Raw genomic sequence first — 14,346 nt, forward strand, 5'->3', positions numbered from 1 at the left:
GCGCGTCCTCCAGATCACCCCAGCGACGGAAGCCGAAGACCATGCGAAAGTACAAGGGAGCCGAGATACCGGCGGCAGCGGCCGGCGGCAACGGCGAGAAGATCAAGCTGATCGCGATGTCCGTCGCGCTCCTGTTGGTGATCGGGGCCTACGCCTTCAACCAACTGCGCCGCGACGGCCTCGACGAGGCTGCCGAAGCGGACCTGCCGGTCGTCGGAGAGGCCACGATCGAGGTCCCCGCGCCCCCGCCGGGCCTCTTCGAGGGCGTGAGCGACGCGACGGATGAAGAGCGCGTGCTGATCGAGCACGACGAGCTCGAGGTCCTGCTGGCCCACGTCCGCAGCCTCACGCCGACCCACTACGAGACGGCCGACACCCAGCGCATGGACGCCGCGGCCGTGGCCGCGATCCGCGCCGACCCGGCGGCGCACCGGGGGGACTTCTACTCCGTGCGCGGCGAAGTGCTCGACCTCCGCGAGCGGGTCGCTCCCTCCGGAACGAAGCACTGGGCCGCGCTGCTGCGCACCTCCGAGGGCGACGTCGTCCACGTGCGCTCGCCGCGCCTGGTCGATCGCGACCTGGCCGCCGGACAGTGGGCACGCCTGGACGGGCTGTTCTTCAAGTTGCTCTCCGACCAGGACAAGGACGGTGCCTGGGTCACCGGCCCGATGGTGGTCGGCAGCAGGATCGTGCGCTCCTACGAGGACTTCGGGCAGGTGGCGCAGATCGAGCGCGAGCTGCTGCTGGGCATCGCCGACGACGGACTCGACGCCCCCGGCTCCTTTCCGGACCTCGTGCGTTGGCGCGTCCTGGCCTGGATGCGCGACATGCCCGCCGACGCGATCGACTGGGAACAGGCGCCGGAGCTGAACGGCGAGTTGATGGACCGCATCGTCGAGAACGGTGACGAGTACCGCGGTCAAGCCTTCGTGCTGCCGGCCAGTCGCGTGCAGTCGATGAGCCGCAAGGCCGCCGGCGAGAACCCGGCGCGCCTGGACTACGTCTACGAGTCCTGGATCGGCAACTCCACCTGGACGCGGCACTCGCCGATGCTGTTCACGATCTCGTCGGCCGGTACCGACGAGCTGGCCATGAAGGACCTGGTCGAGGGGCAGCTCGTGTTCATCAAGAACATGGCCTACGACACGGTCGACAACGTGCGGCGGCTGGTGCCGGTCTTCGCCGCCCGCGAGCTGCGCACCTTCAACCCGGGCAACGACATCACGCTGAGGGTCTTCGGCGCCGCGTTCCTCGGTTTCTTGGTGTTGATGACCCTGACCATCGCGATCCTGTGGCAGCGCAGCCAGGCGCGTTCGAAGGCGCTACAACTCAAGCTCATCGAGCGGCGGCGCGCCCGGCGGGCGGCGACGGTCGAGGCGTGAGCGCGGCCGACCCCGGGCCGGGTGCAGGTGAGCTGATCGACATTCGCCTCGACCTGCCCGGGGGCCGACGGACGACGATCACCGTCGGGCCAGGGGCCCTGGCCCTCGCGGACGGCGAACCCGTCGCGGCCCTGGTGGCCGACGCCCGCGCCCTGGCCTTGCACGGCCAGCGGCTGCCGACCGCTTGGCGCGAGCGGACCCTCGAGCTGCCCCCCGGCGAAGAGGCCAAGACGTGGGCCGGTCTGGGCGAGCTGCTCGAGTCCCTGGCGGAGGCGGGGCTCGAGCGCGGCTGTCGCCTGGGCCTGTTCGGCGGCGGGGCGACCGGCGACGTGGGCGGCCTGGCGGCGGCCCTGTACCTGCGCGGCGTGCCCTTCGTGAGCTGCCCCACCACCCTCCTGGCCCAGGTCGACGCCTCCGTGGGCGGCAAGACGGCGGTCAACCTGCCGCGGGCCAAGAACCTGGTCGGTGCCTTCCACCAGCCGCAGCGCGTCCTGGCCGACACCCTGGTCCTGGCCACCCTGCCCAGGGACGAGCTGGCCTCGGGCCTGGGCGAGGTGGTCAAGACGGCCCTGATCGCCGGCCCGCAGCTCCTGGCCCGGGTCGAGGCCCTGGCGCCGGCCCTGCTCGAGGGCGACCCCGACGCGTTGGCCCTGGTTGTCGCAGACTGCGTGCGTACCAAGGCGCGGGTGGTAGCCGAGGACGAGCGCGAGGCCGGGCGCCGGGCGGTACTCAACCTGGGCCACACCTTCGGCCACGCGATCGAGGCGGTCGCCGGCTACGGCATCGTCCCCCACGGGGTCTGCGTCGCCGTCGGGCTGGGCTGCGCCACGGACCTGGCCGCGCGCTGCGGGACGCTCGAGGACCTCGCCCTGCCAGAACGCCTCGCGCGGCTGTTGCGCTCCCTGGGCCTGCCCGCGGGCCTGGCCCAACTGCGCTCGGCGCGCGACCTGACCCTTCACCCGGCGGAACTGCGTCGGGCCATGGATGGCGACAAGAAGCGCTCGGGCGGACGGCTGCGCTTCGTCCTGCCGCGCGCCGCGGGAGCGATCGACCACGGCGTCGCGGTCGACGAGGCGGACCTGTCGGTGGTGCTGGCCGACTAGCCCGCCGCCGAGGCCGGCCCGCCGCCCTCGGCGGGCTATACTGCGGCGCTAGCCAGGCTCCGCCGATCGCTCCGCGGACGGTCCCAGGCCGGCCCCATCACCGTCCCCCTCGCCGCCGACGCGCCCCGCACCCCGGGGGTTCGCGGTGGACCCGAGGACCCCGCCATCCGCGCCTCCCCCCACCGCGTTCCGACGCAAGACCGTCCATGCCCAAGCGCCAGGACCTGGACTCGATCCTGATCATCGGCAGCGGCCCGATCGTCATCGGTCAGGCTTGTGAATTCGACTACTCGGGTACCCAGGCCTGCAAGGCCCTCCGCGAGGAGGGCTACAGGGTGATCCTGGTCAACTCGAACCCGGCCACGATCATGACGGACCCGGAGACCGCCGATGCGGTCTACGTGGAGCCGATCACGCCGGACACCGTGGCCAAGATCCTGCGGCGAGAGCGGCCGGACGCGATCCTGCCGACCCTCGGCGGGCAGACCGGACTCAACACTGCCCTGGCCCTGTACGACTCCGGCGTGCTCGACGAGCTCGGCATCGAGATGCTCGGCGCCAACGCCGCGGTGATCCGCAAGGCCGAAGACCGCGACCTGTTCCGCACCGCGATGATGCGCTGCGGCCTGGAGAGCGCGCGCTCGGGCATCGCCCACAACATGGACGACGCCCGCGCGGCCCTGGCCGAGCTGGGCCTGCCGTGCGTGATTCGCCCGGCCTTCACCCTGGGTGGCGCCGGCGGCGGTATCGCCTACAACGTCGACGAGTTCGAGTCGATCGTGCGCCGGGGACTGGAGCTCTCGATCGCCTCCGAGGTACTCGTGGAGGAGTTCCTGGGCGGTTGGAAGGAGTTCGAGATGGAGGTCATGCGCGACTCCGCCGACAACTGCGTGATCATCTGCGCGATCGAGAACGTCGATCCGATGGGTGTCCACACCGGTGACTCGATCACCGTCGCGCCGGCGCAGACCCTGACCGACCGCGAGTACCAGCGCATGCGGAACGCCTCCCTGGCGATCATGCGCGAGATCGGCGTGGAGTGCGGCGGGTCCAACGTGCAGTTCGCGATCGAGCCGCACACCGGCCGCATGATCGTGATCGAGATGAACCCGCGCGTGTCGCGCTCGTCGGCCCTGGCTTCGAAGGCCACCGGGTTCCCGATCGCCAAGTTCGCCGCCAAGTTGGCCGTGGGCTACACGCTCGACGAGATCAGCAACGACATCACGAAGCAGACGCCGGCCTGCTTCGAGCCGACGATCGACTACGTCGTCACCAAGATCCCGCGCTTCGCCTTCGAGAAGTTCCCCGGCGCCGACACGACCCTGACCACGCAGATGAAGAGCGTGGGCGAGGTGATGAGCATCGGCCGGACCTTCAAGGAGTCGCTGCAGAAGGCCCTGCGCGGGCTCGAAGTCGGCCTCTCGGGCCTGGGCTTCGAGCGCCCCGACCAGATGCAGGCGGTGGCTCCGGATCACGATGCCCTGGCCCAACTGCTGCGTCGGCCCAACCCCGACCGCCTGGTGGCCGTGGGCCGCGCCCTGCGCGCGGGGTGGGACGTGGAGGCCGTGCACGAGGCCACCAAGATCGACCGCTGGTTCCTCGAGAACATGCGCGAGCTGGTGGACTTCGAGAGCGAGCTGCGCGGCGCCAAGCTCGACTACGAGCTGCTGCGCGAGGCCAAGCGCATGGGCTACTCCGATCGCCAGATCGGCCACGCCACCGGGCAGACCGCCGACGACATCCGCGCCCTGCGCAAGCAGCTCGACCTCAAGCCGGTCTACAAGCTGGTCGACACCTGCGCGGCCGAGTTCGCGGCGGCCACACCGTACTACTACTCGACCTGGGAAGACCACGAGTCCGAGGAGCGCGCCGGCGACGTGGATCGGATCATGATCCTTGGCGGTGGACCCAACCGCATCGGGCAGGGCATCGAGTTCGACTACTGCTGCGTGCACGCGGCCTTCGCGGCGCGCGAGATCGGCATGGAGTCGATCATGGTCAACTCGAACCCGGAGACGGTCTCGACCGACTACGACACCTCCGACCACCTCTTCTTCGAGCCCCTGACCGAAGAGGACGTGCTGCATATCGTCGACGCGGCCAAGCCCAAGGGCATCATCGTGCAGTTCGGCGGGCAGACACCCCTGAACCTGGCCGCTGGCCTGGCGCGCAACGGCGCGCCGCTGATCGGCACCTCGGTCGAGTCCATCGACCGCGCCGAGGACCGCAAGCAGTTCACCGCCTTCCTGCAGAAGCTAGGCCTGCGCCAGCCGGAGAACGGGCTGGCCACCACCGCCGGCGAGGCCTTCGAGATCGCGCGCCGCATCGGCTACCCGGTGATCGTGCGGCCCTCCTACGTGCTCGGCGGGCGCGCCATGGAGATCGTCCACGACGACGAGGCGCTCGACCACTTCATGACCCACGCGGTCGAGGCCTCGCCCGACCGACCGGTGCTGGTCGACAAGTTCCTGGCCGACGCGATCGAGGTCGACGTGGACGCGATCAGCGACGGCCAGCGCGTCGTCGTCGGCGGCGTGATGGAGCACATCGAGCAGGCCGGGGTGCACTCGGGCGACTCGACCTGCGTGCTGCCGCCGCACACCCTCGATGCGAGCACGATCGAGGAGATCATCGCGGCGACCAAGGCCATGGCGACCGAACTCGAGGTCATCGGCCTGATGAACGTGCAGTTCGCGGTGAAGGACGACCAGGTCTACATCCTGGAGGTCAACCCGCGCGCCTCGCGCACCGTGCCCTTCGTGTCCAAGGCGATCGGGGTGCCCCTGGCCAAGCTCGCGGCCAAGGTCATGTGCGGCAAGACGCTCGAGGAGCTCGGCTTCACGACCGAGATCGTGCCGCCCTACTTCTCGGTCAAGGCGCCGGTCTTCCCCCACAACCGCTTCCCCAACACCGACTTCCGCCTGAGCCCCGAGATGCGCTCGACGGGCGAGGTGATGGGAATCTCGACCGACCTGGGCTTCGCCTTCCTCAAGGCCTTCATGGCCGCCGGGATGAAGTTGCCCAAGCGCGGGCGGGTGCTGGTCACGGTCAAGGCCTCCGACAAGCGCGCGGTGGTGCCCGAGGCGCGCCAGCTGGAGCAGCTCGGCTACGAGCTGATCGCGACCGAGGGCACCTTCCGCACCCTGACCAGCAACGGCATCGCCGTGACGCGCGTCAACAAGGTCCACGAGGGTCGGCCGCACATCGCCGACATGATCGTGAACCGGGAGATCGATCTGGTGCTCAACACACCCGCCGGACGCCAGCAACGCATGGACGACTCCACCATCCGCGCCGCCGCGGTGGCCGGAGGGATCCCCGTTGTGACGACGATGGCCGGCATCAGCGCGCTGGTTGCGGCCCTGTCCGCCTTGCACCGGGGTGACTTCGAGGTCTGCTCGCTGTCCGAGCACCACGCGACGATCATCAGCCCCGAAGCAGCGCGAGTCTGAGTCGGCCGCGGCCGGCTCGATGGTGCGACCTCGTACACGCCTCGGCGCGTTGCGGGGAAGGACGTCGCTTCTGTAGGGAAGCCCAGGGTTGGGCCTGGACGCAGATAACGCCCAGAGGGTCGGTTGGCGGATCCTCGCCTTCGTGATAACGAAGGGAGGATGAAGATCTTGATTCTCGGCGGGACGCGCTTCGTCGGACGCCACTTGGCGACCGAAGCGCTGTTGCGCGGGCACGAGCTGACGCTCTTCAACCGCGGCCGATCCGGGCCGGGTCTCTTCCCCAACGCCGAGCACCGACGCGGCGATCGCGACGGTGGCTTGGACGCGCTCGCCGAGGGCGAGTGGGACGCCTGCTTCGACACCTCCGGTCAGACCCCGCGTCAGGTCGAGGCGAGCACGGACCTGCTGGCCGAGCGCGTCGGCCACTACGGCTTCATCTCGAGCGCGAGCGCCTACGCCGATCGCGACCGTGCGCCGCTGAGCGAGGACGCGCCCCTGGCTAGCGCGGACTCGCCGGACGACCTGGACCGCCGCGTCGCGACGACCTACGGCGCGCGCAAGGCCGCCTGCGAAGAGGTTGTCCGCAAGCGCTTCGGAGCGCGCGCTAGCATCCTGCGACCGAGCCTCGTGGCCGGCCCCTACGACGACAGCGGGCGCTTCGACTACTGGCTGCGGCGCGCCCTCTCGGGCGGCGAGCTGTTGGCCCCCGGGCCCGCCCACGACCCGGTGCAACTGCTCGACGCCCGCGACCTGGCGACCTTCGCCCTCGACCTGGCCGAGCGCGAGATCGGCGGCACCTACAACGTCGCCGGGCCCGCCGACGACGTGACCTTCATGGGCCTCGTGCGCGGCGCCGTGAACGCCGCGGGAAGCGCGGCGCGGGTGACCTGGGTCGACCCCGGCTTCCTGCTCGAGCGCGGCGCAGAACCCTGGACCGAGATCCCCCTGTGGATCCCCGAGGACGGCCCCCGCGGCCTGCACGGTCTGGACGTGAGCGCGGCCCGCGCCCGGGGCTTTGCCCCGCGTCAGGTCGGCGAGACCCTGCGCGACACGCTGGTCTGGATCGAGAATTCCGCGACCGAGCCCGTCGCGGGCATCGGACTCGACCCCCAGCGCGAGCGCGAGCTCCTGCGGGAGTGGCACCGCAGCCAGGCGATGTCGCGCACGCTGCTGGCCGCCGGCCACGAGATCTGAGTTCAGCTCAGGGATCGAAGCGCTCGCGCAGCTCCGCGGTGAGCACGGGACAGGCTTCGTCGGGCGTGGCGAACAGGCGGTGGCGTTGGGCGGCGATGAAGTCGTAGATCGAATCGCGCAGGGCCAGGGGCACGGCTTCGCCCGCGAGGGCCAGGGCTCTCCACAGACCGCCTGCGCGACGCGCCAGCCGCAGCACGGCGCGACTGCGATCGAGCAGCTCGCCGTCGGGCGTCAGCACCAGCACCGAATCGGGCAGTCCGAGCCGCAGGCCGGCGGGGACCGACGCGGCGAAGGCCTCCCCGTCAATGGGAGCGAAGCGCAGGCTGGATCCGCGGGGGTCCTCGGCGATCGCGGCGCGCACGACGCGGTGGCACAGGCCACAGGAGCCGTCGTAGAAGACGCGATCGATCGTCCCCGGACCCTGGCGTGGAATCCAACGCGGATCGAAGCACAGGCCGAGCAACGCCAGCCGCCCCAGGCTCGCGTCGGGCGAGTCGAAGGCCAGGGCGACGACCAGGGTGGCGGCGAACATCGCGGACCAGATCCAGACCCGCGCGGGACGCCACAGGGCCAGGGGTACGAAGGCGAGTTGCAGGGCGAGGACGCCGAAGGTGCCGGCGGCCAGGACCCACGGCGGCAGGCCCAGGAAGGCGTCCCGTAGGAGGCCGTCGTGGGACAGGGGCCCGGCGAACAGTCCTCCCACCGCTTCGCCGGAGCGCCAGGCGGACGAGGCCAACTTGGAAGCGCCGCTGTAGGCGGTCGTCAGGGCGAGCATGGTCCAGGCGGCGATCCGCAGGGCTCGCGGATAGCTCCACAGGCCACGCGGATCCAGGCGGCCCCGGGCGTCGATCGATCCGAAGGGCGCCTGGGGCAGGGCCGCGTGGAACAGCAGCACCCAGCCGACGAAGGGTGCCCCCGAATCGGCCACCAGCGGGTTGCGGCCGTGGGTCAGGCTCCAGACCACGAACAGACCCAGGGCGGCCCAGCGCGTACGCAGTCCGGCGGCGAACAGCAGGGCCAGGACCACGCCGACGCCCACCACCGCCTGGGCCGAACCCGGGTCGTAGAAGCTCTGCAGCCCATCGCGCCCGTAGCTGCCGCCGATCACGCCGCGGTAGGTGAACAGCTCCTCCGCCCAGGGCAGGAGGCGAACGAGGTACAGGGCCAGGGCGAGCCCCAGCGAGAAGCGCAGCAGGCTGTACTGGCCGCCGGTCCAACCGCCGCTTTGCGCGAAGGCTTCGTCCGAGCCGTTGACGTCGGACCTCATGGACAGGGCGCCTCGATCACGATCGGTCCCCCGTCGTCCTCGCGCTCGACCACCCGCTGGTACTGCAGGCTGACCTCGCCCGCGACCGACGCGGGATCGATGCCGAGCTCGGCCAAGAGCGGCCGCTCGCCGCACAGGGCGTACTCGAGCAGCGCGCGAAACTCGTCGCGGCGGCTGGGATCGGAGACGAGCTCAGGTCCCCGGGCCAGGGCCAGTCGGTAGAGGGCGCGCCGCGGCGCCGGCCCGCGCAGGCGCGCGAGGCGCTCGGCGTCGAGTTCGACCGCCTCGTACTCCCCGTCCTGGCCGCGCCACTGCAGGAAGATCTGACTGACGGTGATCGGAATGCGCTGGTCCCCGAGCCCTGGCGACCAGCCCGGCGCCGGCGAGGCCCACAGCATGCGGGACCCGTCACCGAACGGCCGCGAGCCGACGAGACTCGCCGCCATCTGCACCACGCCCAGCAGGACGAGCAGGACGGCGATGGCGGCGGGTTCGATGGGGCGCTTCACAGCTCGGATCCCTCGATGGGAGGGGCGACCGCGAGGCTACCCGATGGCGGCCGGGCCCAGCGGACGGACAGCGAAAGGGAACCCGACGACGGTCCACGTCTCTTGCTTGGCGGGCGTTGGCCCTGCCAGGCCGTTGAGCTGGAGTTCGGCCGCGTCCATCGAGCCCAGGACGAGCTGCGCTTCGCGGCGGCGCAGGCGTACCCGAACGGCAGCGGCCCGGCCGCGATCGCTCGTGGCCGGGCCGCTGCCCCGCGGGCCGCGCTCGCGAGGCTCAGGCCCCTTCGCGCTCGCGGGTCGTGATCTGCAGCTCGAAGGTCCAGGCGTCCGGCAGCACCTCGTGGGGCTTCAGACGGCGGGTCGACTCGGGCTTGATGTCGACGTTGGTGACGCGAACCCGGCGGCTGCTCGACTCGAGCAGGTACATGAAGTTCGCGATCTGATCGAGGCTGTAGCTCTTGTTGGCGGCCCGCGCCGGCTCGATCTTGTAGCGCTTGTCGACGATGCCCTTGGCCGGCTCGAAGTTGGAGAGGGGGTCGATGTCGACCTGGCCCACCCGCACGTTGCTGTTGCCGGCGGCACCGCGGATGTATTCCTCCGGGTCCGATTGCCCACCGAGGCCATCACTGGCCACCTGGCGTTCGAGCTCCTTGAGCTGCAGGGCCTTCTCCTGCAGACCGAGGACCGACTTGGGCGTGATCCGAAGCACCTCCTGCACCTCGGACAAGCGACCTTGCTGCTCGTAGACGAGGTAGCCGAGCACGGCGCTGCCCACGAAGCTGAGCAGGATCACGATGCGCGAAAAATTCAGTTGGGCGAACATGGCTCAGTTCTCCAGTGCGGCCTTGGTGGTGTCGACGAAAATGGTCAGGCCGTTGGCGAAGATGCCGTTGCCCGTGTCGAGCACCGTCGTGGAAGGCCGCTCCAGCTCTTCCTGCAGCCAGACGGAGTTCTCGAGCTCACGCACGAGGGCCGAGTAGCTGGAGTTGCCGGTCGTGGCCCCGTCGTCGAAGAAGGTCATGTCGAGCACGACCTTGACCCGGTCATCGCGTCCGCCGCGTCCGGCCAGGTACTCGGACGACGCGCCGCGGATCGAGAAGCGGCCCAGGGTGCCGTCCGCCTCCAGGGCGGAGATCACGTCCAGCACCATGTTGAGGCCACTCATGGCGCTCATCGGCTGGGTGATGTCGCGCGACGAGCCGAGCTCTTCCTGCAGGTCCGCCATCTGCTTGTCGAGCAGGCTGCCCAGGCGCAGCAGTTGGCTGCGATAGTCCCGCCCCTCGAGGTCGCCGGTCTCGGCGAGCTCCTGGACGTACTGGTAAAGCTTGACGTCCTTGAGTTCCTGCTCGCTCGGGCGCAGGTGCCCCACGTACTCGGTGCCTGGCACGCCGATCATGTAGTTGCGGTTGGCGACCAGCCACAGCTTCACGTCGGCCTCGCGCTTGTCGAGCACGCGGCCGTTGGTGATGTAGAGCGAGGCCAGGAGCGTCAGGATCAAGAGGCCGAGCACGCCCAGGGGCAGCTCCAGACGCTCGAACTTGCTGGCGTAGGCCAGCTCCTCGCGCCGCAGGTGCGGCCGGATGTCGCCAGCGCCCAGGCGCCCCAGGGCCGCGCCGTAGGCGATCACCAGCCGCGAGCGGTCGGCGGCCGGCAGGTCGACCTGGCCTTCGAGCGGATCGAGCCGGGTCACGGCCACGCCAGCCACGTCGCTGCCGACCAGGCCCGGTACTTCGATGCCGCAGACCAACACCGCGGAGACGTCGCGGTCGCCCTTCAGCGACGTCATCGTGCGACCGAGTTCCCGGCGCACGCGCTGCAGGATGGCGTCGGCGCGGGCCGCCGGATCCCCCGGCAGCGCGGCCTCGACGGCGGCGGTCGCATCGCCGCTCGAAGCCGACTCGTCATCCGCGTCACTGACGACGGCGATCGCGGCGGTGGATTGATCGAACTCGCGCAGGTCGAGGGTCAGGGCCCGCGCGCCCGCCATGCGACCGCCGTCGGCGGTGACCAGGGTCGTGGTACGCGGCCCGAAGTGCACCAGCAGTTGTGCGCCCTCGGCGTCCAGGACCTCGGCCTGCTCGGCGGCGCGGAACAGGGCGGTGCAGTCGAGCTCCACGTCGAGGGGCTCGAGGCCTGCGCGGGTGGCCAACTCCAGGCGCGCGGAGATCTCGTCCTTGGGCACCGCGGTGACCAACAGGTGCGACTCGACCGGCGTCGCGTCGAGCACGATGAAGTCGCACACGACCTCGTCGATGTCCCACTGCGGAAGCTGATTCTCGACCTCGAACTTCAGGACCTCCTCGATCTTGTCCTTGTCCGCGAAGGGCAGGGAAAGGAAGCGATAGGTCGCCAGGGACGAGTCCAGGGACAGTCCGACCTCGTCGATCGAGAGCTGCTTGCGGTGGGCCTTGGCCGCGCCTCGCAGGGCGTCACCGACGGCCTCGAGCGAGTCCTCGGCGTCGGACGGCGCCATGCCGGACAGGCACAGGCGCACCTTGGGCTTCTTGGCGTTGCCGTCGAGCGCGACGAGCTCGAAGCGCCGCTCGGTGAGGTGGATTCCGCAGGTCTTGGCCATCGGGAGACGGGTCGGTGTATTGAGTTCGGCCGGCCCTCTTAGAGAGCGGCGAAGGGACCCACGAGGGCGTCGAAGCGCTCGCGGTCGGAGTCTTGGGGCAAGAGGCCGTTGCGGATGCGGTCGTGGCACAGGCGCCCGAGGCGCACGATCTCGTCCTCGAAGGCCCCCAACTGGCGGGAGCGGACCTCGTCGAGGGAGCGCTCGTAGTCGATCAGCACGGCGCGCAGGACCAGCACCTGCTCGGCCGAGAGGTCGAACTCACGCTCGAGCCGCACAGCGTAATCGGAGAAGGGCCCTTCCGGCGCGGCCGGGGGCCGCAGTCCATCGGCGACCAGCACCCCGGCGGGAACGCCGGCCAGGAAGGACACGCCCATGGCGAGCAGGATCCACAGCCGCAGGGCCATCAGCGACCGCGCTCCGGCCCTTCGATCGGGCTCGCCGCGCCCCCGATCGGAGACGTGCCGTCAGTGGTCGCAGCCGCCGGCGCGACGTTCGAGTCGAGCATCTTGAGCAGCTCGGGAATCTCGGTCGCCGAGAGGGTCTCGCCGCTCGGCCGGTCACGCAGTCCGATGGCCACCGAGAGGGCGAAGAGGGCCACGGCGGCCGCCGCGGTCACCAGCAGCAGGAAGTCGCGCAGGCCGAGACCGACCTCTAGCGGGGCCGCATCCTGATCGGGCACGGCCCGCAGTCGGTGGTCCCAGGCGCCGCCGGCAGGCTCTGGCTCACGCTGGGGCTCACGCTGGGCCTGGGCTCCCTCGAAGGCCATCGCAGCCACCCGCTCGGCGAAGCCGGGCGGAACCGCAACGGGCGCGACCGCCTCGAACCAGCGGCCCAGGCCCCGCTGACGCGACGCCACCGCCCGGCAGGCCGGGCAGTCCAAGAGGTGCTGGCGCAGGGGCGCCGCCTGTCCCTCGGTCAGCTCGCCGTCCGCATAACGCGGCAGGAGCTCGAGGGCCCTCTCGCAGTGCAGGTCCATTCGTTCGTTCAACTGACGTTCTCCTCGGGCGCCTCGCCGTACTCGGGGTACAGGCGCAGCAGGGCGTCCTTGAAGCGCGCCCTGGCCCGGAACAGACGTGATTCGACGGTGCCGATGGAGATATCGAGCACCTCGGCGATCTCCAGGTAGCTCTGCTCCTCGAACTCGCGCAGGACCAGGACCGTGCGGAAGATCTCGGGCAGCTCCTCCAGCACCCGGTGGGTCACCTGGGCGATCTCCTCGCGCGCCATGGCCGCGTCCGGGGCCGGAAGGTTGCCGCCGCCGGCGGGCGCGGCCAGCTCGGGGTCCTCGACCGCCGTGACCGGGCTGCGACCGCGGCGCTTGAGCATGTCGAGCGCCGTGTTGACAGCGATGCGGTGGATCCAGGTCGAGAAGGACGACTGGAGCTGGAAGGTCTCCAGCTTGGAGAAGGCCTTCAGGAAGGTCTCCTGGACCACGTCCTCGATCTCCGCGGCGCTCTTGGTGTAGTGCCGCACGAGCGAGAAGAGCCGCTCGGAATGGCGCTGCACCAGCTCCTGGAAGGCGAGCTGGTCGCCGTCCAGGGTCCGGGTCACGAGGTGGGCGTCGTCGTTCTGCGGCCGGTGCATGGCTCCGTGGGACCCGTCCGGCCCCCCGGTGAGGGGCGGATACGGTCCCGCAGGGGCGGGTACGAGTCGAAGGGCTGCATTCACGGCCCACCTCGGACGCCCGGGGCCCGAGCCTATTCCCGATCGGTCCCCGGTTCGATGGCGGGGGGAGTGGGGAGCCCTTCGGCGGGAAGGCGTGCGGGGCAGGTGGGGGGCCTAAGGGACTGCGGAGTCATTGCTTAGAGCTCAGGCGTCGAGGCGTCCCTGGTAGGCGTTCGTACGGTGCCAGGCTCGGGTTGGATTCCCGCCCCTGGCCGACACAATGCGGGGCTCCCCATCGCCCACTCGAACCCGGATCACCCCCCCGTGCACGTCACCACCGCCAAGCTCGCCGAGATCAAGCTCACCAGCCAGTACCTGCGCCTCGACACGGACGTCAGCGCGCTCAAGAAGAGCGTCGAGAGCGTGGGCCTGATCCACCCGGTGACGGTCAACCAGGACCGCGAGCTGCTGGCCGGGGCGCGCCGCTTCCAGGCCGTCCGCGAGCTGGGCTGGGAGGAGCTCCCGGTCCAGGTGGTCGACCGGGACTCCTTGGCCCAGGAGCTGATCTCGATCGACGAGAACCTGGTCCGCTCGCCCCTGGGCCCGATCGAGCTGGAGCGCTACCTCAACCGCGGCCGCGAGATCTACGAGGCCCTGCACCCGGACGCGAACAAGGTCGACCTGTCCGCCGACGAGCCCACGGCCGAGCAGAAGCTCGAGCGCAGGGAGCAGGAGGCCCAGGACGAGGACTCCTTCGCCGCCGTCACCGCCCAGAAGACCGGCCTCTCCAAGGCGGTCATCCAGGGCGCGATCAAGCGCGACGCCCTGGCCTCCGACGAGGTCAAGCGCGCGCGCAGCGAGGGCGAGCTGAACGCCACCGCGACCAACGAGGTGATCAAGCTCGACCGCGAAACCCAGGCCAAGGTCCTGCCCCTGATCGCCGGCAAGACCGCCGCCGAGACGCGCCGCATCGTCGCCGCCGCGCGGGCGGGCGGCCTCGACGCCGCCGTCGAGGAGAGCGAGCAGGTCGTGCCCTTGCCGCGCGAGTACCGCGAGATGCTCGCGCCCGTGAAGCGCGTCAACAAATCGATCAGCCGCATCCTGATCGAAGAGCTGCGCTACGAGGGCCCGCAGCAGCGCAAGATCAACAACGAGTTGATGACCTTGAAGAACAATCTCGTGCAATACTTTCGGATGGTCGGGATCGAGAAGTGAGCATCCCAATCGATGCGGCTGGGCGTGCTCGAGAGCCAGAAGCATCC

Annotated in this window: 12 protein-coding genes; 5 read left to right on the forward strand and 7 right to left on the reverse strand. The window is 70.4% G+C overall.

All coding sequences use genetic code 11. The annotated features are described in order from the left end of the window. Nucleotides 1-41 precede the first annotated feature (41 nt). From Pla133_RS26770 to Pla133_RS24575, 4 genes are all read left to right on the forward strand, one after another. The gene (locus Pla133_RS26770) at nt 42-1,382 is read left to right on the forward strand and encodes a hypothetical protein (RefSeq protein ID WP_419191936.1); all 1,341 of its coding nucleotides are present in this window, start codon (nt 42-44) and stop codon (nt 1,380-1,382) included. Next, nucleotides 1,379-2,485, forward strand: a complete 1,107-nt coding sequence (locus Pla133_RS24565; RefSeq protein WP_419191937.1) for a 3-dehydroquinate synthase — start codon at nt 1,379-1,381, stop codon at nt 2,483-2,485. The genes Pla133_RS26770 and Pla133_RS24565 overlap by 4 nt, the downstream gene beginning before the upstream one ends. A 206-nt stretch (nt 2,486-2,691) precedes the next feature. Further along, entirely contained in the window at nt 2,692-5,937 is a 3,246-nt protein-coding gene (gene carB / locus Pla133_RS24570) for a carbamoyl-phosphate synthase large subunit (RefSeq protein WP_145070306.1), read from the forward strand. A 159-nt stretch (nt 5,938-6,096) separates the two neighbouring features. Beyond that, on the forward strand, nt 6,097-7,131 hold the full coding sequence (locus tag Pla133_RS24575) for an NAD-dependent epimerase/dehydratase family protein (RefSeq protein ID WP_145070308.1): 1,035 nt from the start codon (nt 6,097-6,099) through the stop codon (nt 7,129-7,131). Nucleotides 7,132-7,138: 7 nt separating this feature from the next. Here the strand turns inward: Pla133_RS24575 and Pla133_RS24580 are convergent, their stop codons facing one another. From Pla133_RS24580 to Pla133_RS24610, 7 genes are all read right to left on the reverse strand, one after another. Beyond that, nucleotides 7,139-8,398 (reverse strand): DCC1-like thiol-disulfide oxidoreductase family protein, encoded by a 1,260-nt coding sequence (locus Pla133_RS24580; RefSeq protein WP_145070310.1) that lies wholly within the window; start codon nt 8,396-8,398, stop codon nt 7,139-7,141. Beyond that, nucleotides 8,395-8,907 (reverse strand): hypothetical protein, encoded by a 513-nt coding sequence (locus tag Pla133_RS24585; RefSeq protein ID WP_145070313.1) that lies wholly within the window; start codon nt 8,905-8,907, stop codon nt 8,395-8,397. Before Pla133_RS24585 ends, Pla133_RS24580 begins: the two co-directional genes overlap by 4 nt. A 271-nt stretch (nt 8,908-9,178) precedes the next feature. After that, complete coding sequence (locus Pla133_RS24590; protein ID WP_145070315.1) at nt 9,179-9,727, reverse strand: hypothetical protein; 549 nt, start codon at nt 9,725-9,727, stop codon at nt 9,179-9,181. Nucleotides 9,728-9,730: 3 nt separating this feature from the next. Next, nucleotides 9,731-11,479, reverse strand: coding sequence for a type II secretion system protein GspL (locus tag Pla133_RS24595; RefSeq protein ID WP_145070317.1), 1,749 nt, complete (start codon nt 11,477-11,479; stop codon nt 9,731-9,733). Between the two features lie 38 nt (nt 11,480-11,517). Then, complete coding sequence (locus tag Pla133_RS24600) at nt 11,518-11,883, reverse strand: hypothetical protein (protein ID WP_145070319.1); 366 nt, start codon at nt 11,881-11,883, stop codon at nt 11,518-11,520. Then, a complete protein-coding gene (locus Pla133_RS24605) occupies nt 11,883-12,467 on the reverse strand; it encodes a zf-HC2 domain-containing protein (protein ID WP_145070321.1) in 585 nt (194 codons plus the stop codon). The genes Pla133_RS24600 and Pla133_RS24605 overlap by 1 nt, the downstream gene beginning before the upstream one ends. Next, on the reverse strand, nt 12,464-13,063 hold the full coding sequence (locus Pla133_RS24610) for a sigma-70 family RNA polymerase sigma factor (protein WP_145070323.1): 600 nt from the start codon (nt 13,061-13,063) through the stop codon (nt 12,464-12,466). Before Pla133_RS24610 ends, Pla133_RS24605 begins: the two co-directional genes overlap by 4 nt. Nucleotides 13,064-13,408: 345 nt before the next feature. On the opposite strand from Pla133_RS24610, the gene Pla133_RS24615 reads away from it, so the two are divergent. Further along, nucleotides 13,409-14,299 carry a ParB/RepB/Spo0J family partition protein gene (locus tag Pla133_RS24615; RefSeq protein ID WP_145070325.1) on the forward strand — a complete coding sequence of 297 codons (891 nt, stop codon included), beginning with the start codon at nt 13,409-13,411 and terminating at the stop codon, nt 14,297-14,299. Nucleotides 14,300-14,346 lie beyond the last annotated feature (47 nt).

The sequence above is a fragment of the Engelhardtia mirabilis genome, from assembly GCF_007748095.1.
GTDB lineage: Bacteria > Planctomycetota > UBA1135 > UBA1135.

Coding starts and splice junctions, on each gene's coding strand:
- Pla133_RS26770 (WP_419191936.1), top strand. CDS start 42: ATGCGAAAGTACAAGGGAGCCGAGATACCGGCGGCAGCGGCCGGCGGC.
- carB (WP_145070306.1), top strand. CDS start 2,692: ATGCCCAAGCGCCAGGACCTGGACTCGATCCTGATCATCGGCAGCGGC.
- Pla133_RS24575 (WP_145070308.1), top strand. CDS start 6,097: ATGAAGATCTTGATTCTCGGCGGGACGCGCTTCGTCGGACGCCACTTG.
- Pla133_RS24580 (WP_145070310.1), bottom strand. CDS start 8,398: ATGAGGTCCGACGTCAACGGCTCGGACGAAGCCTTCGCGCAAAGCGGC.
- Pla133_RS24590 (WP_145070315.1), bottom strand. CDS start 9,727: ATGTTCGCCCAACTGAATTTTTCGCGCATCGTGATCCTGCTCAGCTTC.
- Pla133_RS24595 (WP_145070317.1), bottom strand. CDS start 11,479: ATGGCCAAGACCTGCGGAATCCACCTCACCGAGCGGCGCTTCGAGCTC.
- Pla133_RS24600 (WP_145070319.1), bottom strand. CDS start 11,883: ATGGCCCTGCGGCTGTGGATCCTGCTCGCCATGGGCGTGTCCTTCCTG.
- Pla133_RS24610 (WP_145070323.1), bottom strand. CDS start 13,063: ATGCACCGGCCGCAGAACGACGACGCCCACCTCGTGACCCGGACCCTG.